This is a genomic window from Litoribacillus peritrichatus (assembly GCF_039537985.1).
GTDB classification, from domain to species: Bacteria; Pseudomonadota; Gammaproteobacteria; order Pseudomonadales; family Litoribrevibacteraceae; genus Litoribacillus; species Litoribacillus peritrichatus.
Genome location: NZ_BAABBN010000004.1, coordinates 999,364 through 1,020,685, shown reverse-complemented (window position 1 = coordinate 1,020,685; position 21,322 = coordinate 999,364). Strand labels below are relative to the sequence as shown.

Below are 21,322 nucleotides of genomic sequence, written 5' to 3'. Positions count from 1 at the left end.
TATAGTTCAAACTATGCTAAGGGTTGAGAGAAGGTTCTTTAAGAAACTCTGCGACCTTTCCAAGAAGTACATCTTTCGTAACCGGCTTACATAAGTAGTCTGCCATTCCTTCCTTCTTGGCCAGCATAATATCTTCTTCCATAACCCGAGCAGAAATGCCTACAATGGGTGGCGCTTCATCACTCAAAATCTCATGAATTAAGCGTGTGGCTTCGAGACCGTCCATCCCCGGCATTTGCAAATCCATTAACACCAAATCGAATTGATCATGAGCACAACGTGCAATCGCTTCTTTCCCGTTGTCTACCAGCTCGACGTCCAGACCGGTACTTCTGAGTTGGTCTCCGATGGCCTTTAGGTTAGACATATTATCGTCCACCAATAAAATTCGGCCTGATAGAGACACATCCAGCTGCTGACTTTGAGCTGAGTCCTGAGAGTAAAACTGGGCCATACCGGATCGAGTCAAAGGCTTACTCAAAATTTCAACACGGCCATAGACATTATCAGGCAACTTTTGTCCCAACCAAGCCAGACATATCAACCTTTGTTTACTTGGGTTAAAAGAGTCACTCATCGCTTCAAGTACGTTATCGCCCATACTCGAATCCACAAAAATAACATCCGCCTCCCTCAGTTTCGGCAAGGCCGAGGCTAAAGTGTTCTTCACCTGAAGTGTTATTTCTGAAACCGATAATTCGTGTTCAAACCAAGCAACCATCGCAGATTCGGGCGTAACAACCAATACGTTTGAACACCCCGTTAACTCAACTGGCTTTTCAGGTTCATCAGAGCAAGACGGAGCCTGAATGGAGAAAACAAACGTTGAACCATTTTGATTTGAGTGGGCTAACTGCAAGTCTCCGCCCATAACACTGCAAATTTGCTTGGAAATTGGCAGTCCTAAGCCCGTTCCGCAGTAATGTCGGGTCGAAGAATTATCCACCTGCTGAAACGTTTCAAAGACTCGTTGTTGCGCGTCGGTAGGAATACCAATACCTGTGTCCTTCACTTCCCCTGCCAATGTACCGTTTTGCCACGTCAGGAATACTTGAACACCGCCTTCGTAAGTAAATTTAATCGCATTTGAAATAAGATTTGAAAGCACCTGCCTTAAGCGAACGGCATCAATTTCAATCTGGGCAGGCACCTCATGCGCCACATGTAAGGTGAGATCCAGTTTTTTATCCGAGATCTGCGAAGAAAACATCTGAAGTACGTCTTCGAAGAACGGAACCGTCAAAGTGGACTCCGTTTTAAGAATAAGTCCGCCACCTTCTAATGCCGCTTGATCGAGAATCTGATTCACAGTATCCAACAGCACTTTGGCACTTTGATTGGTCAGACGAGCATACTCTCGTTGCTCAGCGGACAAATCCATATCGAGTAACAACTGGTTCATCCCCAACACACCATTAATAGGAGTGCGTAGCTCGTGACTCATATTCGCTAAAAATTGGCTTTTAACCAGATTGGCTTTGTTCGCCTTATCTGTAGCATCCTTTAATTCGGCCTCCAACTTCATCGCCTGATTAATGTCATCCTGAAGCTGCTGGTTCAGTGTCAGTAACCGGCCGCTCATTTCGAAATAGGTTCGGCGGTAAGCCAGTACTAGCGGAACCGCCAGTAACAGTAAAATCAGTCCAATGCCAAACACATGCAATACGCGGCGGCGCAACGACTCCTGTATCACCGTAATATCCATATCTGCAGCAGCAACATAAGGCTGGCCGCCAGGTGACGTCATCGGAATAAGAATTGTCCTGAACAAACCCCAACGATCTCCTGCAGTCACATAGACAGGTTCTTTGGCCGTCATAGCATCAAAGTATTCCGGGGAACCTTCAGGATAAGAAGTCCAGTAAGTAACCACCTGATTTTTTTCCACATCTTCATCAGTATAGTTACAGGAGGTGAAATAGATCATGCCATCAACCATGACGTAACTGTACAAATACGTCAGGTCACCGCTTCGGGTATGTTGTGACATCAGTTCGAGGTTATACCTGTCCTGCTCTTCAGAAATAGCATCGGGGGTTCTGGCGATGTCGTGAAAATTGGTGGGCAATATGGTCGGGATATTACTGGCGGCGGCCAACAATCGAGAATCGATGTCGTCCATATAACGTTTTTGTTCGAGTAAATAGCTGGCCACAGCAATACTGACTACGCCCAAAGCGTAGATGAGCATGGCTCCAATAAAACGATGTGCTCGAACCTTCAAAAGTCCACCTTAGTATTTAAACAACAAGCAACTGAAAAGTAAGGATTTTAATAACCGGCAAGAATAAAGGATAAGTTACTAATATCAATAGATCAAAGTATTGTTCGCCATATCTCATGTGCGATTCTGACGAACGGACATTATAAATTGGCGAACGTAAAAAAATAGTCACAGTTTACATATTTTACGAACTTAGAACGCCAAGGACTGTCCAAATATCAACCAACGAGGGAGAAACTTATTGTGAATAATCATAAAAGTGGCCGACGTCGTGGGAATCCAGCTGAATTATTCAGAAGAACGCTCGGCCTCGTTTCGAGCCGATGGTTCATCTACCCAATACTTATCCTACTGCTCTTTCCTCTGGCCAAAAATGCAGTTTATTCAATGATGGAAATGAACGGATTTACCATTGTTGATCCACTTGTACCCACCGAAGAAATCATGCGAGGCGGCCCGCCCAGAGACGGAATACCTTCAATTGACACCCCCAAATTCATCTCTGCAAATAAAACGCAACTTCAGCCCCATGACAAGGTACTTGGCATTACACTCAACGGCGTCAGCAAAGCCTACCCGATCAATATTCTTAATTTTCACGAGCTAGTGAATGATGTTTTTGAAGATCAGTCAGTTGCGGTCAGTTTTTGCCCACTTTGCGGTACCGGAATTGCGTTTGACCGCCAGGTAAAAGGAAGTATTCGCACATTTGGAGTTTCGGGGCTGCTCTACAACAGCGACTTACTCATGTATGACCGAGAGTCTGAATCCCTCTGGTCTCAGATTGAAGGGAAAGCCATCAACGGTCCGGAAAAAGGCGCTTTACTGAAACGAATACCTTTAGAGCACACGCATTGGGGCGTTTGGAAAGCGCAGCACCCAACCACGTTAGTCTTATCAGAAGACACAGGTTATTGGCGTAATTACCAATCCAGCCCTTACCCCAATTACCATCAGAGCGATCGTACCTATTTTCCGGTTTCACACACAGACAAACGTTATCACCCTAAAACCTGGGTCATAGGCATTGAGGTCGGCTCAGAAAAAAAAGTATACCCCTTCCCTGAGCTGGCGAAGACATCCGGCAAACTCACAGACATTATTTCAAACCAGACCTTTCTTATCGAATACAACTCATCAGCAAACAGCGCAAAAGTGTATGACAGTGATGGAAAACCCGTGCCTGCCATTACCGCATTTTGGTTCGCCTGGATGACATTTCATCCGGAATCGCAGGTGTTCAAAGCCGTTGCAACACCAAGGTAAAAGCGCGCAAAAAAAAAGACCAACCCAATAAGGGTTGATCTTTTTCAGTAAAACCAGAAGCTCCCTAGGATGTGACTTCTGCTGCTTTGGCTTTGTTTCTTCTCATGATGTAATAAAACACCGGTGTCAGAACCAAACCAAAAAACGTCACGCCAATCATTCCAGAGAAAACGGCCACACCAATGGCCTGCCTCATTTCTGCACCCGCGCCAGAAGAAAAAACCATTGGCACAACGCCCATAATGAAGGCAAACGACGTCATCAAAATCGGTCTGAGCCTCAAACGCCCTGCTTCCTTGATGGCATCAATCAACCCCATCCCTTTATCTTCCAACTCCTTAGCAAATTCCACAATTAAAATGGCGTTCTTGGTGGCCAAGCCGACCAGAACAATAAAGCCAATCTGCGTGAATATGTTGTTGTCCCCCCGTACAAAATCACACCCGTCATCGCAGATAACAACGTCATTGGTACAATCAGAATAATGGCTAAGGGTAAGCTAAGACTTTCATACTGAGCAGCTAATACCAAAAAGACCAAAACAACCACTAACGGAAAAACAAACAAAGATGCATTACCTGCCAGTATTTGCTGATAAGTCAGGTCCGTCCACTCATAGCTCATACCAATGGGCAGCGTTTCCGCCAGAATTTTCTCGATCGCGATCTTCGCCTGACCGGAACTGTAACCCGGTGCCGCATTGCCGTTCATTTCAGCGGTAGTAAAGCCGTTGTAGTGCATTACCCGATCTGGCCCGGCACTGTGTTTAACATCAATGAACGACCCCAACGGAATCATGTCACCATTCTGGTTACGCACTTTGAGCTGGTTAATCTGATCAGGCTCCTGACGATATTCATCGTCTGCCTGAATGTTAACCTGGTAAGTCCGGCCAAACAGATTGAAGTCATTGACGTAAATAGAACCCAAGTAGCCCTGCATGGTCTGGAATGCATCATCCACTCGAACGCCCTGACTCTTCGCCTTGGTTCGATCCAGATCCACGTCCAGTTGAGGCACATTGATTTGAAAACTGGTAAAGTTACCCGTCAGTTCAGGGGCCGCCCAAGCTTTCTGTATCACCTCTTGCGTGACGTTATACAACTCTTCGTACCCCAAATTACCGCGATCTTCAATCTGCAACCTGAAGCCACCAATGGTGCCCAGACCACGAACCGGCGGAGGTGGGAAAATCGCAATAAAGGACTCCTGAATGGTTGAGAACTTCTGATTTAATTGCCCTGCAATACTGCGCGCTGTTAAATCTGAAGAGGTCCTTTCTTCAAAGGGTTTTAAAGTCACAAAAACAATGCCGCTGTTCGGGCTGTTCGTGAAACCGTTAATGCTCAATCCCGGAAAGGCAACAGCCGAATCAACACCGGGATGATTCATGGCCATATCAGACATTTTTCTGATCACTTTCTCAGTTCTGTCCAAAGACGCTGCATCCGGTAATTGAGCAAAAGAGATCAAATACATTTTGTCTTGGCCTGGAACGTACCCAGTAGGTGTAGAGCTGAACTGATGATACGTTAAGCCCATCAAGCCGCCATACAACACCAGTACTACCGCGCTTAGCCGGATCAGCTTATGAATGCCAACCGTGTAACTTTTAGCACCCCAGTCGAACAGGCGATTAAACGGTTTGAACAACCAACGCCCAAAAATCACATCAATTAAACGGGTCAGTTTATCCTTAGGCGCATCTTCTCCTTTCAACAACAAGGCGGAAAGCGCCGGACTCAAAGTCAGCGAGTTAATGGCAGAAATAAACGTTGATATGGTAATGGTTAACGCAAATTGTTTATAAAACTGGCCAGTTAGCCCGGACATAAATGCGGTAGGAATAAATACCGCCGCCAATACCAGAGTCGTCGCGATAATCGGCCCGGTCACTTCCCTCATAGCCTGCTTGGTCGCTTCAACTGGCGTTAAACCTTCGCTGATGTTTCTTTCTACATTTTCAACCACCACAATGGCATCATCCACCACGATTCCGATGGCGAGAACCAAGCCAAACAAAGACAGTGCATTTAATGAAAAACCCATCAAGTGCATGATTGCAAAAGTACCCACCAAAGAAATAGGAACAGCAACCAAAGGAATGATAGAAGCGCGCCAGTTTTGTAAAAACAGCACTACCACAAACACAACCAACAACATGGCTTCGAATAACGTATTGATCACAGCTTTAATAGAATCCCGCACAAAAATGGTTGGGTCATAAACAATGCTGTAATCCACGCCTTCAGGAAAATTCTGCTTCAACGCTGCCATGGTGGATCGAACGTCGTCTGAAATCTGAATTGCATTCGAACCGGACGCCTGAAACACCCCCAAAGCCACCGCTTCCTGGTTATTCAACAGAGAGCGTAAAGAATATGAGTTAGCACCCAACTCCAGGCGAGCAACATCTTTAAGACGTGCGATCTCGCCATTCTCACCCACCTTAATGATGATATCGCCAAACTCTTCTTCGTTCGCCAAACGACCTTTAACATTGATCAACAACTGAAAGTCATTGCTGCCAGAAGGCTGAGAGCCTAAAGATCCAGCCGCCGCTTGTTGGTTTTGCTCCTGAATGGCATTAACAATTTCACCTGGGTTCAGGTTAAGTGCCGCCACTTTTTCGGGATCAAGCCAAACCCGCATGCTGTATTCGCCGGCACCAAAAATATTAATATTGCCCACCCCTTCAATTCGGACCAGCTCATCCTTGACATTCAGGTTGGCGAAGTTAGACAAGTACAACATGTCATAACGGTCACCTGGCGAAGTCAGATGCACAACCATCGTCAGATTCGGAGATGATTTCTTGGTCACAACCCCTAAACGTTGTACTTCCTGCGGTAAACGAGGAACGGCCCGATCCACACGATTTTGCACCAATACCTGTGCTTTATCGGGATCAGTACCAATCGCAAACGTGACCGTCAAGGACATGGCACCGTCCGACGTGGCCTGAGAAGACATATACAACATGTCTTCTACGCCATTAATTTCCTGCTCAAGCGGCGACGCCACTGTTTCCGCAATAACTTTCGGGTTAGCCCCTGGGTAGGAAGCAGTCACCACCACTGTCGGAGGTGATACTTCAGGGTATTCAGTAATCGGTAACTTCCATACCGCCAATGCACCCGCAATAAATATCATTAATGATATTACTGCGGCAAAAATGGGTCTTAAAATGAAAAACTGAGAAATATTCAAAAAATCACCTACAGCGCATTAACTTCTTCAGAGGGTAAATAAGCTTGTTGTTCCGTAAAGGTAGTACTCATGTTGCTGTCCACCCTTTGTTGTAACGCATGCAATTCACTGATGGTCTTTGAATCTGCCATACTGACAAACTCAGGACTGACCGCAGAGCCTGGACGCACTCGCTGAAGACCTTTCACAACAATCCGGTCGTCAGATGTCAAACCGGATTTAATAATCCGTAGCCCATTGAGCTTTTCACCAAGAGTTACTTCGCGGTATTGAACATTGTTCTTTTCATCCAGAACCAAAACAAACTTACGGTTCAGGTCCGTACCAATGGCCTTGTCATCCACCAGAATGCCTGCATAAGTAGCACTGCCTACCAGCTTAATACGTGCAAACAAGCCAGGAATGAAAGTACCTTCGTGGTTATTGAAAACAGCACGACCGCGAATAGTGCCTGTCGCCGGGTTTACTTGGTTATCAACGAAATCAATATACCCTTCATGGCTATAGCCTTGCTCATTCGCCAACGCCATATAAACCGGATTCTTAACATCACGAGAACTTGGGCGAGTGCCCTGTTTGGCTAATTTGACGTATTTAAGATAGGTTTGCTCATCCGCATCAAAATACGCATAAATCGGATTGATCGATACGATCGACGTCAACACAGACTGACCTGCGGTAACATAGTTACCCGTTGTAATTTCCGCACGAGAAACCCGCCCGGTAATCGGCGCCACCACTTGGGTATAACTCAGGTTCAGTTTTGCTAAATCTAATGCCGCTGACAAAGATTGTACGTTAGCTTTCGCTTGCTCCATTTCCGAGAAGCGATTATCCCGAGTCTCTTTAGAAAGTGTATTTTTAGAGGTCAGAGTACGTGCACGGTTGTAGTTAATCTCTGCTAACTTTAATTGACTCTGAGCACCAATCATATCTGCTTCAAGACGCTTGATTTCAGCTTCAAACGGTTTACTGTCGATATAAAACAACGGCTTACCAGCCTGAACAATCGAGCCTTCTTTAAACGCAACCGATTCAATATAGCCCGAAACCCTTGGACGCAACTCCACACTTTCCGGAGACTCCAAGCGGCCAGTAAATTCATCCCATTCGGTCAATCGTTCATAGATCACCGGAGCAACAGACACCACTGGTGCTTGTGGTGGCTGCGGCGCAGTTTGTGCAGTTTCTTCTGCACAAGCAGCAAGAAAACCAACACTGCTGAAAAGCAGGCCAACTTTCAAATTTTTGATTAAAGACATAACAATCCCCCTATAATTTTTTATTGAGTGCATTATGCGTCCGCCAAAGAAATAAAAATAATTATATTTTTATATAAAACACATCAAAAAAAATGATGTATTATTATCGAACTATCTCGAGATTTAAGAAACAAAACGATGAAACACCAAGAACTGAATTTACTGGTCATATTTGATGCAATTATGACAGAGAGTTCAATTACCCGAGCTGCTGACCGGTTAGCATTGACACAACCAGCGGTATCTAATGCTTTATCTCGAATGAGAGCCGCCTGGGACGACGAGCTTTTTGTGAAAGATGGCCGAAATATTCAACCAACGCTCTACGCCCAAAACTTATGGTCGCAGATCAAAGGGCCTCTACACTTACTGGAAGAAGCTGTCGACACCCAAAAGTTTGATCCATCAAACGCGCACAGGACCTTCCGAATCGCGGCTGCCGATGTCATTATTGAAACCATTTGGCGCCCCTTAAGAAAAATCATCGAGAAAGACGCACCCAACATTAATATTCATGCTGTGCCGTACACCATTATCAACGCAGAGGAAGTTTTGCATGATGCCGAAGTGGATATGGTTGTCGGAGGAAACTTAAACACAGATAACGTGATATTAAGCGAACATTTATACAGCCCGTGCTTCATCTGCGTAATGCGCCCGGATCACCCTCTGGCCAAAGCCAACATGACACTGGACGAGTTTGTAAATGCAGAACACCTACTGGTTTCTTTGTCCGGTGATCCAACAGGCCTGACCGACAAGATGTTAGCTCAACAGGGTTTATCCAGACGAATCTCAATGACGGTTAATCACTTTTCAGCCGTGACCGAGCTTTTAAGAGAAAGTAATTTAATTGCTATTGTGCCTTCTACTGCGGTAGAAAAAGCCATTTTCAGCGGCGAGTTAGCCGTAGTTGAGCCTCCGATCAAAATATTACCAAACCACGTTTCCAGTTTTTGGCATAAACGCCAAGAAAGAGATCAGGGTCTGCTCTGGCTCAGGAAGCACGTTAATTGTCTGATCAAATCAAATGCCGAACGACACTTTGAAGAATTAAAGCAACGAATCTGTAAAAACAGCACTCGATAAACCACGATCAAAGCAACTCGAATTGCATCGTTACTCGACGTTATTCTGCCCATTTTCAGATTCGGTGATCACGGTGCTCTGTTTCTCCAGCATTGCCTGGCGTCGTTTGGGCACTTCTGCCCTTAACCACCGAACCAAATCGCGCCACATCCCACGGATTTCTTTATCTGTCGGCATGATACCCGCTGACGCCAACTCAACGGTAACAACAGGCATCTCCAGGGTTGTTCCGCCGTAATTTCCTAAACTGCCCGGGTAAGTGCCTAACCGACGCAATCTCAATTTACCCAATTTTACCGGCGGTTGTTGAGGGCCATCAAAATCAACCAACTTATGCGGTGCATGAACAGCAATGATCACTTCCGGTTGAAACGTATTGATCTGATTTAAAAACCACTTGGTTTCTGGTTCACTGGCTGCAAAGTGCCCAGGGAAACGTCGTGGATTACGATACGTTTTTTTGACCCAATACTTTTCGGCCAAGTCCAACCAATCTGAGGTAGGAAAATTACGATTTAAATCGACACCATTGGCATTTTGTCGCGTGGCTTTCGGGATATTTAATAACCCATCAGGGTTCATCAACGGAACAACTCGCCAATGAAATAAACCGGAGTGGTGTTTATTTAAGGTTTCCATCCACTTAAACACCAAAGAAACAGACGAGTATTCATCCCCGTGAATCCCTCCCATAATCAAAACCTTCCCTAGAGGCATCACACCATCAACCGGCGAATAGTCCTTAACTGCTAATGCTCTTTTTAGATTAGAGCGCCCCTGAGTATCGATTAGGTTGAGGTTAAGGCACTGCTCAATACTAACGCTGCCTAGCTTATTTCCGACTTGTTGACACAAACGATTGATGGCATCGTCCTGAGCAAAAGCCCCCCACGAAGAACACATAAAAATAAACAAAACAGGCACTTGCAGTAAGCGTAAACGAGAACCAATAGTCTTCTTAATCATCTAACCAGCAAACTCATAATTCTATTAAAATAAAGCCCATTAAACTTACGCTATTAATAAATCAGCGCTCGAAAATGAGATCCAAAGCATCCATTGCGATACTTTATAGAGCTCAATCAGCAAATCAATCCTAACCCAACGGAAGGTAACAGTTCACCACCAAAAAGAAATATAATCACACAAAAGCCATCATAGCCACACTTGGAATTACTGATCATTAAATACCGAAATACAACCCTCCTCGGAACAAACCCCTTTAGCGCTTGATACTCATCAATAAAAGCCAGCTATTTCTCTTAAAGTTTACTCTGAACTCTTACCTTAACATCGCAAAGCAATTACTATCGGCCGCCATGCAACAAGCTAAATGACTATTGAAAAACATGATGAAAAAAGCCCTTATTCCGGACTTTACGGGTAAACGTTGGTTAAAAATCGGCCTCAGAACACTGCATTTAATTGGATTTGCAGGTGTCTTTGCTACTGCTTTGAATGAGGTGCCTCAACCCGAGTTTTGGCTGATAACGATTGTTTCCGGTTTGGGACTGCTGGCATTAGAAGCCATGTCCAATTTTATCTGGTTTGTCCAGGTGAGAGGATTCGTGATTTATCTGAAAATGGGGTTACTCTTCGCCTTGTATGTGCTGCCAGAGTACGCGCTGATTTGGTTAATTTTAATAATCACCATCTCCGGAGTCATATCCCACGCCCCTAGTTCAATAAGGTATTACTCTTTCATACATGGCAGAAAAGTAACAAGCCTGAAAGACACTAAGGGCTGAATGATGAGTCAGATAATCGAACGGATAAAAGCCTAAAAACCTTGCAGTAATTTATATTCCATAGAATCACTGTCTGTCGATAAGACTTCAATTTTAACGTTTTGATAACCAATGATATTTGAACCAGACAAATCAAACGTAAGTAGATTTTCTACAACTGGACTGCCCTGAATTTGCTCCAGGTACTGCACTTGAATTTTATCGCCTTCTTTACCTTGATATATCAAAGATTTTTGAGAACCTACGCCCTCCTCTGTAATTACAGATTTCGCTTCAAACCTACCGTGATAACAGGTGCAGCCGCCAAGTATGTCCACCACACACAAAGGCGAACCCGCCTCTTTAGATAAGGCTAATGCATGGGCATCCGCTGTAAACACACTGCTGCCAACACCTTTGGCACTAAACAGGTTCTGAGTATCATCACTGCCGGTCAGCGGATAACTATTTGCCGGAATATCATACAAAAATCCATCCAACGGTTGTCGAACAACCAACACCGTGCTTTCAGAAATATTTCCTGCCTCGACAAGTGGGTCTCCGACCGACACCAAGGTTTTATGGGACAGTTTGGGATAAGTGTAATCCGAAATACGGTTTTCAAGGTCACCCGAAGGCAAGGTTGTACAACCCGAAACAGCAATTGCAAATAATGCAGGTAAAAACTTAGACATAGAGACTCCGCACCCTCTTGAAATACAACAAAACTGATCAAGCAGCCAACCGCCCGAACCAGCCTAGATCAAATTATTGATAAATTGCGGTTAATGCATACTTAATATCGTTCCATAGCACCAACATTGATGACACTCAGACCGATAAACAGGCAAAGAAAGATACCAGAAGCACTTGCACATTTCTTAGTTAATTAGGTGATAAAACGTAACCAAGTTATCAAGTATTAAAAATACTGGCCTATCCGACTACTTCACTTAACAAAATACCTTGATATGCGCCTAATCTGCACTAATGGTGTGCACTCTCGGAGATTCACTTAACAAAAGTGAACGTTTAAAAAACAGCACCACACTGTTCAAAAAATAAGCCAACTGTTAGAATATTTAATAGTATTGATAGATAATCTATCAACGGATTCAGTCAGAAATTAATGCTTAAACTCGCACACTAAAAAAACATAACGCGAGACAGAGACATACTAACCAGGAGAATTGCGCCTTGAACTTTGCACGCAACCTTTTCGCCTGCGTATTAATAGCAATATTAATATCAGGATGTAAGTTACTGCTACCTAAAACCTTTGACGAAGGTGAAACTCACTTCACGTCTAAACAATATGACCGTGCAATTTCTGCCTACCTGAGAGCAGATCAGGAAAAACCCGATAACGCCCACATCAAACAAGGTTTGATCAAAGCGTATGCGTACAAAGCAGTCTCGCAGTATGAAGATGCCCAAAATCGTCCAGCCGAAGACATTGATAAAAAAATAGAACTCTACCAGCAAGCACGTGAAGCAAATAACAAAGCACGCAACACGTTAGCGGCAGTAAAGGCGCTGGAACCTGTCAGCCCAGACGTCAAAACACCCAGTTCCCGACCTGGCCAGCTCTTATTGCCCCCGAATACCGATGAAATGGAATACTCCGCCAAGATAAAGCTTTACGAAAAAACACTTATGAAGCATAAAGCCTACGTTGCGGAAGCGTTGCTGGAAGAAGAAAACAACCAACAAGCCGTGATTAAAGGGTTAAAGTCAGCCATTGCGTTAATGACTAAAAAGCCAGACGGTCCTGTTAAAGCCTACGAAGCCTATAAGCCTTTTGATAAATATGCGCCTTATATGGCAAAAGCGGAGAAAACCAAAAAAGCCATCGAGAAAACCGCCATTAACTTTTATGAGGCACGAGGCCTCTATTATGTTTCAAAAGATAAGTTCGCTTTAGCGCACAAAGATTTTAAAGCCGCAAAAGAAATCAGCGAAAGTTCAGCACAAGCCACTGCAGGCATCCTTGCTGTAACAGCGAAACAACAGATCATCAATAAAAAGTTCGAAGATGCCTTCGAAACATTAAATGAAATTCAAAAACAACACGGCAAAAGCAAGTTCTACGGTAAGCACATAGATAATGTTCGGACACAAGTCGTAAACCGAGGCATTGCAAACGCTAAAAAATACACTCAAAGTGCGTCAATGCCAGACAAAGCAACTGCATTTGAGATATACCACAGGCTTAAACCCATTGCTCAACCAAGTGCGAGCCTAACCCGACAAGTAGATTTAGCGATTTCTTCACTTCAGCATCAAGTAGCGAATGATTTAACGGCAAGAGCCATGGTATTGAATCAACAAAACTCATTTGCCTATTCCTCGAACATTTCAGCCCTGCTTGCTAATGCCTACGGTTTTTCAGAAAAAGCAGCAATGCCTTACAAGCAAATGGCTTCACGTGCAAACCAAATTACCCATCATAAATTGAACATGCCCGTTCTTTTTACCACTCAAGGTAAAAAGGCCAATCAACAAAAGCAGTTCAGTGAATGGTTAGACGGTGAAATATACGACTCAATTCCGAAGATGGACATCCAGAACGTAACCGCTTCCGACCTGCTTGATTTACCCAACCAGGGTAAGGGCTTAAGCCCTTCAAACGTTTTCTCATCCAGCATTCCTTACGACCATTCGGAAGTTGTATTCATGCTTGACCTGAAGAAGTACAACTTCAAAGAAACAGGCAGAGACAAACCAAAACGTAAATCGTCAAAATATGTATCTAAACGCTACAAGATCCACAACGATGCTTGGGATAGAGCAAAAGATCGCTTAGAAGATGCAAAAGAAGCCTATGAAGATGCGAAAGTTGCAGCGGAAGAACTGTACCGAATCTGTAAGCGAGAAGCATCACAAGCAGCCGCTGCACTTGGGCCGTTTGGTGATATAGCCGCTGGCGCAGCTTGCCGTTTTGGCACCAACGCCCTCTCCAGTGAGTTATCCGGTTTGAATGACGCTCGAGATGAATACAACCGTACGCCAAAGCGCATCGAGAAGAAAGAAATCTCTCGTTACCGTTACGAAGAATACACCGTTCAGGTAAAAGGTGAACTGGTCGCAGACTTAATCGCCTATGATCGTCGCAATAAAAAGACATTTAAGCTTGAGCCTATTCGTCTTTCAGTCAATAAATCTGGAAAAATCTTAAAAGGCGTTGAGCGTGAAGACGTTAATGGCCTCAAAAACGGAGAAACCAAAGTTCCGGAGATTGACGCCATCATTGAAAAGAAAGAGCGCTCTGCGTTTAAACATACTCGCGCACAAATTGCGATCTTCCTTGAGGATCACCGCTGGAAGCGTTTCTGCTATCAAGGCGAAGTCCTTAATAATAAAAAGTTAACACATGCAGCCACGGACGCTTATTCCCAATGCATTCAATCTGCCCCTAGAGAGCAAAAAAACAGCAAAGAAATCATTGCTGCCAACAAAGCCATACAAAGCTATATGGGTTTCAGCCCGGACATGGTCGCAAAATACGGTGCAAACAAGGACTATCTGAATTTTTCTAATAAGTCGCACCAATTGAGTGACAGTGAAATTGTGGCTGCAAAAAAAGCAAATACCTTAGCGTTTATCAGCCAACCCACAATTCAATTACCAAGCTTCGATATTGACCAGGCCGTCGCTTCACTCAGAAGCACGCCAATCAATGAAAACTCTATAGGTATCTCACCAGCTTTTACTGGTGAAAATACGCAAACCGTGTCGTTAGAAACTCCAGCACAATAAGGGCAGTCAGAACTATTATGAAAAACCAATCTCAAATTTTTAAAACAATAGCCCTGTCCACCGTCATTGGCATCGCAGCAACAGGCTGCGGCAGCCAACAAACAAAACCGGTATCAGCTATGAGCGCTGCTGAAAAGGCGCAGCTACAACAGGCGCAAAGCACTGTAGACAGCATTGTGCAGGCATCTGCAGACGCTTTTACCAAAGCAGAACAAGCCAATGTACCTAAGTTTTCTCAAGTATATTTCCCAAAAGCTAAAACAGAGCTTCAAAAACTCAAAAAGATGCATCAGGAGTTCAACCCAAACAAAAGCGGAATTTTTGCCTCTGGTTACAATCTGGACGACATTAAAGAACAAGCAGCCGTGGTTGACAAAAACGTACAAGGTGCCGAAAAAACCAAATTTCTGATCGAAACCAACTTAAAAGACGTCATTGATAATCAGCAATATATAGAAACGCTTGACCTCTCCAAGTTCGAAAAGCAATACAAATCACGCCAAAATGACGTGACAAGACTGTTCAAAGATTTAGAAACTGCGGGTCAGTTTCAGGGTTTAGAAGACCAGCGTCTTAAAGTGCTTAACGACCTGAGAGCGTTTGAAGTAGCTGTCATTAAGGACAAGTACTACAACCAGCCTCAAAGTGATTTAAAAAAGCTTCCGGAAGAAACCATTCCTGCAACTTATAAGCAGGCACAAGAACAACTGACGAAACTTTCAAATACGATTTCAGCAACACCTCGCGCCATGAAAACCATTGAAAGCCACCAAAAAAGCGCAATCAAAGCCCTGACCAAAGCTCAGAATATCCTGAAAGAAGTAAAATGGATTGATGAAAACAGTGAAAAAGGCTTAGAAAAAGTCGTGTTGAAATACCATCAACCTATGGACAGAGCTTTCCCTGCGGTTTTAAAAGAAGACCACACCGAGCTACTGTTTGAAGATCAGGTCAGCAAATACTCATATTTGGTCACAAATCTGAAAAGCTCACTTCAAAAAGAAGTGTCTTCTTTAGATGAGGCTCAGATTCAAGAGCAAGCTCAAAAGATGGCTGACGCCAAAGCAGCTGAGTTGAAAAAAACCCTGGAAGCGAACCAAAGCAAACAAGCACTCGAAACAGAACAAAAGAATAAAGAAGAACTGGCCGCCTTTCAGCAACAAGAAGCGCTTAAAACAGCAGAAGAGAAAAAGCGCCTGAAAGAAGAACATAAGAAACAAATGGATGCACTGATTGCTCAGCATAATCAGCTCAAATTAAGCTTTGAAAAAACGTCGCAGGAGCTTTCGCAACTGAAAGAAACTCAAAAGCAGGAACGTGAAAAGAACGCTTTAGTCGCCGCCAAAAACAAAACAGATACTTCACCTAAGGCTTCCTCCCAGGCTGCGTCAGAACCAACACCTGCTGAACCACAACAAGTCGCAGCCACAACCAATAACAGTTCAGCAAGCGCCCCGGCTCAACCCGCCGCTCCTTCCGCAGCAAAATCTGCGCCCGAAAAGCCAACAGCAGATACAGCATCCGACACGGAATCAGCTGGATTTGAATATGAAATTGAGTCCATCGAGCTCTAAACCAAGAGCCTAAAAACCAACCAAACTCTAAGCGCATTGATAGTCCCCGACTATGAATGCGCCTTTAGTATAACCATCTGAATTTCCTTAAATATTTTCTTGAGCTTACGCTCATATTTTGGCATCGTTGACTGAAACATAAAACGAGCAACGACACATGCCATCACACCACATCAATATAAATAAAACATTCAGTAAACCACTGGCAGAAGTATTCAACGCAGTCACTGACCATGAAAACTTTGGGAAACTCATCGGTACTAATATCAAGAGAATTAAAGATGGGGATCAACACCTGAACGGTCTGGGCTCAATCAGACAAATAAACATCACACCACTGCCACCATTCGAAGAGACAGTCACTGACTTCATTAATGAAGAATACTTTGAATATAAAATCACAAAAGGCAGCCCAATTAAGAACCATATCGGCCGACTTAAATTCGTGCAAAATGGCAATTCAACCCAGTTAAATTACACCATTGATTTTGACATGAAGCTACCAATCCCCTTGATCGGCAAGATTTTTAAAAATACCCTGGAAAAACAGATATCTAAAGGTTTAGATAAACTGAACAGATAATAAAACGCATGACCAGACGCATCATTGAACATGCGTCTGTCTTTTATACTTCACCCACTGGTTACCAACCAGCTTATAAAAACAAGCAAGTTCACCATACTGAGAAGGATACTTAACACACACAACATCACCCAACAAAGATACACTCATTTTGAAACTCCGATGATTTAATTTAATAAGTGTATTTATATACAGTACTGTATGTTTAATCAATACCTTTGTATGAAATTTTAATGACATCAGGTGATTTTCAAACGCACAATGAAGAAGATGAGATTGTCACCACTCAAGGAAATACAATGAAGAAGCTAAGCCTGGTTTTACTGCCACTGATCATTTTATTCGCTGCAGGTTGGTTAACCACAAGTGACACAGAAAAATTAAAGTTTTTTACAGGCCTGGAACGTCAGGCCGCTGGCCTCAGCCAGAAACAAATCAATATTGAAAACCACACAATACAATACCTTGATGGCGGCCAAGGCGAAGTAATACTGATGATTCACGGTTTTGGAGCAAATAAGGACAACTGGCTTCGATTTGCCAAAGAGTTTAAAGGCAAGTACCGGATCATAGCCCCAGACCTCCCAGGCTTCGGTGAGTCTACCATTCTTGAAAACATCAGCTACGATGCTGTACCACAAGCAAAACGCCTCCAACAGTTTCTTAAAGCCCTTGCTATCGATAAAGTACACATCGTAGGCAATTCAATGGGCGGATACATCGCCGGAAACTTCAGCGCACTGTATCCTGAATCAGTCAAGACCACCTGGCTGCTAAACCCCTTAGGTGTGCAAGGTGCAGAACCAAGTGAAATGTTCAACGCGATTCTCGAAGGTAAACAGCCCTATGTGCTACCAAGAAACGAAAGCGAGTTCAGGCTGTTACTGAGCAAAGTGTTCGTAAACATGCCATTTACTCCTGACTTTGCAATCAGAGCCTTATCCAACGATTTTCAGAAGCACTACAGCAGCAATGAACAAATAGCGCTTGAAATTCATAAAGAGAAAGACAATACCATCGTATTTAAGCATCCGATTAATGAAGTCCTGAAGCAACACTCAAACCCACTTCTTGTTATCTGGGGAGATCAGGACAAAATCTTAAGCCCGGATGGTTTGCGGGCAATGAAGGATAACATTCCCACTGCCACTACGGTCATGATGAAAGACATGGGCCATGCACCCATGATTGAAAACCCGAGCCTGACAGCAGATATAGTAAAAGACTTTCTTAGTAAAAATGGCTAAAGCAGATCCAACAAGCCCAACTCCAACGTTGCAGCTACCAGGATAAGATATCTAAGCGCTTTACCAATAAAAGTGAGGGTTAAGAAAATACCCAGATTAACCCTCATAATGCCGGCAATAAATGTAATTGCATCCCCTCCAATCGGCGCCCACGCCATTAGAAGCGACCAAACACCGTACTTCTGAAACCACTTTTGAGCCGTATTCAATGCTTTTCCCTTGAAAGGAAACCATTTATGCTCCTTATAATGAAGCATGTATTTCCCGATAGCCCAGTTCACCCAAGCACCCAACGTATTGCCAACAGAAGCCGTCAACCAATAATAAAACCAATTTTCGGAATCATTTGCCAACAGCCCGATCAGTACCACTTCGGAATAAAAAGGCAAGATGGTCGCCGCCCCAAACGCAGACAAGAATAAAAGTAAGAAATCCAATTAAATCATTAACCTCAAAAATGTTTGTATCAATCCATCTCAGTGGAAATCGACATCATCGTCGTTAACTGATCCCTCCAGTCAGAACGCCAACTGAAATTCGATCGCTCCAGCGTCGATAAATACAATCTTGCGACCTTATCCAATCGTATTTTATCTGCGGCTAACCGCTCCACTTCCACCCAACCTTTCCACGCTTTTTCCAGGGACCAGCTTTCATCATCAACCTCAGAATTAGGCAACCTGTAATGATACGTCGGGCGAGCACTCACCAAAGCCGTATTTATACTTTCATTCACCTGCTCCGGAGCCATAAATGAAAACAACGGCAACATGTCCAGTGGTCGATTTCGGGAAGGATTGTACTTGATATAGTCTTCAATGATCAGGTCGATCGGCGGATTATAACGAGAATCAACCACCAGACGCACATAATCAACGGGAAAAGGCTGAATATAAGGAGACACCCTCCTCGCCAAGTCAATGCGTTCATGCTCAGCCAACCAACCATAGAGGCACAAAAAAGCTTTTAAGGTGGCCAATACCGTTTGTGCTTCCAATGCGGTGACTTCCGGATTAAAGTGCAAGCCTAATGCTCGGAACGCTTGATTACGGGTGCCTTTGGCACCGGACATTCGCAATTGCGTTACCAAAGCCTCAAGCCGATAAAGCTGATTAATCGCTATCGGAGGCGTAACGATCTCCACTGCGCTGACATTTTTCAGAATCGTTCTGAAGACACCCTTGGCGACACCATCAAAATCGGACGTAACTTCCTCGGCTGCCGATTGCTTAAGATAGTTGGAATCATACTCCAAACGAAAGCGACCGAATTCGGTATCCTCAATCCAGATTTCAAACTCAGAACGAACGATTGAACGCCCACCGAAGCATTGAATAACAACGGCCGCCAATTCAGACAACTTCAGGTCCGTCAGCTCAAGTTCAACGCCAACACCCCGAATACCCCCTTCAGAATTTGTGATACACGGCGGTATTTCATACTTAAACACGGAATCACCTGACAGTTCCTTTTTTAAACAGCATAGAAAGGGTTGATGTCAGATTGATGACGCTAAAATTAAAAGGCACTTAACTCACAGGCATAAAAAAACCCGCGCAAAGCGCGGGTTTTTCGGACAAATAACTATTACAAATTAACTCGTAATAATTACTGGTCAGCAAGCTGCTGCTTGATAAGGTCACCAATAGTGGTAGGACCTGCAGTTTCTTGCTCTTGCTCACGAACTTTCTTAAGTGCAGTCTTAGTCTCGTCAGAGTCTTTCGACTTAACAGACAAGCTAATTGTGCGGTTCTTACGGTCAACAGCTACGATCTTAGCTTCTACCGAATCACCTTCGTTAAGAACGTTACGTGCGTCTTCAACACGCTCAGCACTGATTTCAGATGCTTTCAAAGTCGCTTCAACGTTTTCAGCTAGTTCTACAACTGCGCCTTTCGCGTCAACTTCTTTAACAGTACCAGTTACGATAGTGCCTTTGTCGTTCTCAGCAGCAAACTCAAGGAACGGATCACTTTCTAGCTGCTTAACACCTAGAGAGATACGCTCGCGCTCTGGATCGATAGATAGGATAACAGTGTTGATTTCGTCACCCTTCTTGTACTCACGTACAGCTTCTTCACCAGTTTCGTTCCAGCTGATATCAGACAAGTGAACTAGACCGTCGATGCCGCCTTCCAGACCAATAAAGATACCGAAGTCAGTGATAGACTTGATCTTACCAGTAACTTTATCGCCTTTGTTGAAGTTGCCTGAGAAGTCTTCCCAAGGGTTAGTGTTACACTGCTTGATACCTAGAGAGATACGACGACGCTCTTCATCGATGTCAAGAATCATAACGCCAACTTCGTCACCTAGCTGTACAACCTTAGATGGGTGGATGTTTTTGTTAGTCCAATCCATTTCAGATACGTGTACAAGACCTTCAACGCCTTCTTCAAGCTCTGCGAAACAACCGTAGTCAGTAAGGTTAGTAACACGTGCAGTAACTTTAGCGCCCTCTGGGTAACGATCAGTGATCGCCTGCCATGGATCTTCACCTAGCTGCTTAAGACCTAGTGATACGCGGTTACGCTCACGATCGAACTTAAGAACTTTAACGTTAATTTCATCACCAACGTTTACGATTTCACTTGGGTGCTTGATGCGCTTCCAAGCCATATCTGTGATATGTAGAAGACCGTCAACACCGCCAAGATCAACGAACGCACCGTAATCAGTAAGGTTCTTAACGATACCTTTGATTTCAGAACCTTCTGCAAGCTCAGCCAATAGAGCTTCACGCTCTGCACTGTTTTCAGCTTCAAGAACAGCACGACGAGAAACAACAACGTTGTTGCGCTTCTGATCCAACTTGATAACTTTGAAATCAAGCTCTTTGCCTTCCAGGTGCGCAGTATCGCGAACCGGACGAACATCAACCAATGAGCCAGGCAAGAATGCACGGATGCTGTTAACGTCAACTGTAAAGCCACCTTTAACCTTACCGTTAATGATACCTTTAACAACTTCACCAGCTTCGTATGCGCCTTCAAGCTCAATCCAAGACTCAGCACGCTTAGCTTTTTCACGAGATAAACGAGTTTCGCCCCAACCGTCTTCAACAGCTTCTAGTGCAACCTGAACTTCGTCACCGACGTTTAGTTCAAATTCACCGTTGTCGCTTAAAAATTGAGAACGAGGGATAACACCTTCAGACTTAAGACCTGCGTGAACAGTTACCCAGTCATTAGAGATGTCAACGATAAGGCCGGTTACGATTGAACCAGGCTTCATGTCTACGGATTTAAGGCTTTCTTCAAATAGTTCTGCAAAGCTTTCGCTCATTTCTATACCTAATATATGTATGTGGTGAAGACCAGCGTAAACCAGACTTACCACTCACCATGCACCAGTCCACATGGGTCTGCTTATGATAATCCT

The 21,322-nt window shown here is 44.0% G+C and carries 14 protein-coding genes and 1 pseudogene; 7 read left to right on the top strand and 8 right to left on the bottom strand.

The features are described from left to right. Positions 1-16: 16 nt before the first annotated feature. Positions 17-2,224, bottom strand: a complete 2,208-nt coding sequence (locus tag ABD744_RS05860) for an ATP-binding protein (RefSeq protein WP_344796390.1) — start codon at positions 2,222-2,224, stop codon at positions 17-19. A 243-nt stretch (positions 2,225-2,467) separates the two neighbouring features. On the opposite strand from ABD744_RS05860, the gene ABD744_RS05855 reads away from it, so the two are divergent. Beyond that, positions 2,468-3,490: a DUF3179 domain-containing protein gene (locus ABD744_RS05855; RefSeq protein WP_344796388.1), complete on the top strand. Its 1,023-nt coding sequence runs from the start codon at positions 2,468-2,470 to the stop codon at positions 3,488-3,490. Between the two features lie 64 nt (positions 3,491-3,554). On the opposite strand, the pseudogene ABD744_RS05850 reads toward ABD744_RS05855, so the two are convergent. After that, positions 3,555-6,700 (bottom strand): annotated as a pseudogene (locus ABD744_RS05850) (efflux RND transporter permease subunit). Between the two features lie 8 nt (positions 6,701-6,708). After that, positions 6,709-7,962 (bottom strand): efflux RND transporter periplasmic adaptor subunit, encoded by a 1,254-nt coding sequence (locus tag ABD744_RS05845; RefSeq protein WP_344796386.1) that lies wholly within the window; start codon positions 7,960-7,962, stop codon positions 6,709-6,711. Positions 7,963-8,100: 138 nt separating this feature from the next. Here ABD744_RS05845 and ABD744_RS05840 point away from each other — a divergent pair, with 138 nt between their 5' ends. After that, positions 8,101-9,051 carry a LysR family transcriptional regulator gene (locus ABD744_RS05840; RefSeq protein WP_344796384.1) on the top strand — a complete coding sequence of 317 codons (951 nt, stop codon included), beginning with the start codon at positions 8,101-8,103 and terminating at the stop codon, positions 9,049-9,051. 30 nt (positions 9,052-9,081) lie between these two features. Here ABD744_RS05840 and ABD744_RS05835 read toward each other — a convergent pair whose 3' ends face one another. Next, positions 9,082-10,017 (bottom strand): M14 family zinc carboxypeptidase, encoded by a 936-nt coding sequence (locus ABD744_RS05835; protein ID WP_344796382.1) that lies wholly within the window; start codon positions 10,015-10,017, stop codon positions 9,082-9,084. A gap of 383 nt (positions 10,018-10,400) precedes the next feature. Between ABD744_RS05835 and ABD744_RS05830 the strand changes: the two genes are divergently transcribed. Next, on the top strand, positions 10,401-10,799 hold the full coding sequence (locus tag ABD744_RS05830) for a hypothetical protein (RefSeq protein WP_344796380.1): 399 nt from the start codon (positions 10,401-10,403) through the stop codon (positions 10,797-10,799). 32 nt (positions 10,800-10,831) lie between these two features. Here ABD744_RS05830 and ABD744_RS05825 read toward each other — a convergent pair whose 3' ends face one another. Further along, complete coding sequence (locus ABD744_RS05825; RefSeq protein ID WP_344796378.1) at positions 10,832-11,473, bottom strand: hypothetical protein; 642 nt, start codon at positions 11,471-11,473, stop codon at positions 10,832-10,834. Between the two features lie 502 nt (positions 11,474-11,975). Here ABD744_RS05825 and ABD744_RS05820 point away from each other — a divergent pair. The 4 genes from ABD744_RS05820 (at position 11,976) to ABD744_RS05805 (ending at position 17,941) form a co-directional block, all read left to right on the top strand. Next, positions 11,976-14,537: a tetratricopeptide repeat protein gene (locus ABD744_RS05820; protein WP_344796376.1), complete on the top strand. Its 2,562-nt coding sequence runs from the start codon at positions 11,976-11,978 to the stop codon at positions 14,535-14,537. Positions 14,538-14,554: 17 nt separating this feature from the next. After that, positions 14,555-16,111, top strand: coding sequence for a hypothetical protein (locus ABD744_RS05815; protein ID WP_344796375.1), 1,557 nt, complete (start codon positions 14,555-14,557; stop codon positions 16,109-16,111). A 157-nt stretch (positions 16,112-16,268) separates the two neighbouring features. Further along, complete coding sequence (locus tag ABD744_RS05810; protein WP_344796374.1) at positions 16,269-16,694, top strand: SRPBCC family protein; 426 nt, start codon at positions 16,269-16,271, stop codon at positions 16,692-16,694. 233 nt (positions 16,695-16,927) lie between these two features. After that, positions 16,928-17,941, top strand: a complete 1,014-nt coding sequence (locus tag ABD744_RS05805; RefSeq protein ID WP_344796373.1) for an alpha/beta fold hydrolase — start codon at positions 16,928-16,930, stop codon at positions 17,939-17,941. Here the strand turns inward: ABD744_RS05805 and ABD744_RS05800 are convergent. From ABD744_RS05800 to rpsA, 3 genes are all read right to left on the bottom strand, one after another. After that, the gene (locus tag ABD744_RS05800; RefSeq protein WP_344796371.1) at positions 17,938-18,378 is read right to left on the bottom strand and encodes a YqaA family protein; all 441 of its coding nucleotides are present in this window, start codon (positions 18,376-18,378) and stop codon (positions 17,938-17,940) included. The genes ABD744_RS05805 and ABD744_RS05800 overlap by 4 nt on opposite strands. Before the next feature lie 29 nt (positions 18,379-18,407). Next, positions 18,408-19,391, bottom strand: coding sequence for an amidoligase family protein (locus ABD744_RS05795; RefSeq protein WP_344796369.1), 984 nt, complete (start codon positions 19,389-19,391; stop codon positions 18,408-18,410). A 158-nt stretch (positions 19,392-19,549) separates the two neighbouring features. Further along, entirely contained in the window at positions 19,550-21,226 is a 1,677-nt protein-coding gene (gene rpsA, locus ABD744_RS05790; protein WP_344796367.1) for a 30S ribosomal protein S1, read from the bottom strand. Positions 21,227-21,322: the final 96 nt, after the last annotated feature.

Coding starts and splice junctions, on each gene's coding strand:
- ABD744_RS05845 (WP_344796386.1), bottom strand. CDS start 7,962: ATGTCTTTAATCAAAAATTTGAAAGTTGGCCTGCTTTTCAGCAGTGTT.
- ABD744_RS05840 (WP_344796384.1), top strand. CDS start 8,101: ATGAAACACCAAGAACTGAATTTACTGGTCATATTTGATGCAATTATG.
- ABD744_RS05835 (WP_344796382.1), bottom strand. CDS start 10,017: ATGATTAAGAAGACTATTGGTTCTCGTTTACGCTTACTGCAAGTGCCT.
- ABD744_RS05830 (WP_344796380.1), top strand. CDS start 10,401: ATGATGAAAAAAGCCCTTATTCCGGACTTTACGGGTAAACGTTGGTTA.
- ABD744_RS05825 (WP_344796378.1), bottom strand. CDS start 11,473: ATGTCTAAGTTTTTACCTGCATTATTTGCAATTGCTGTTTCGGGTTGT.
- ABD744_RS05815 (WP_344796375.1), top strand. CDS start 14,555: ATGAAAAACCAATCTCAAATTTTTAAAACAATAGCCCTGTCCACCGTC.
- ABD744_RS05810 (WP_344796374.1), top strand. CDS start 16,269: ATGCCATCACACCACATCAATATAAATAAAACATTCAGTAAACCACTG.
- ABD744_RS05805 (WP_344796373.1), top strand. CDS start 16,928: ATGACATCAGGTGATTTTCAAACGCACAATGAAGAAGATGAGATTGTC.
- rpsA (WP_344796367.1), bottom strand. CDS start 21,226: ATGAGCGAAAGCTTTGCAGAACTATTTGAAGAAAGCCTTAAATCCGTA.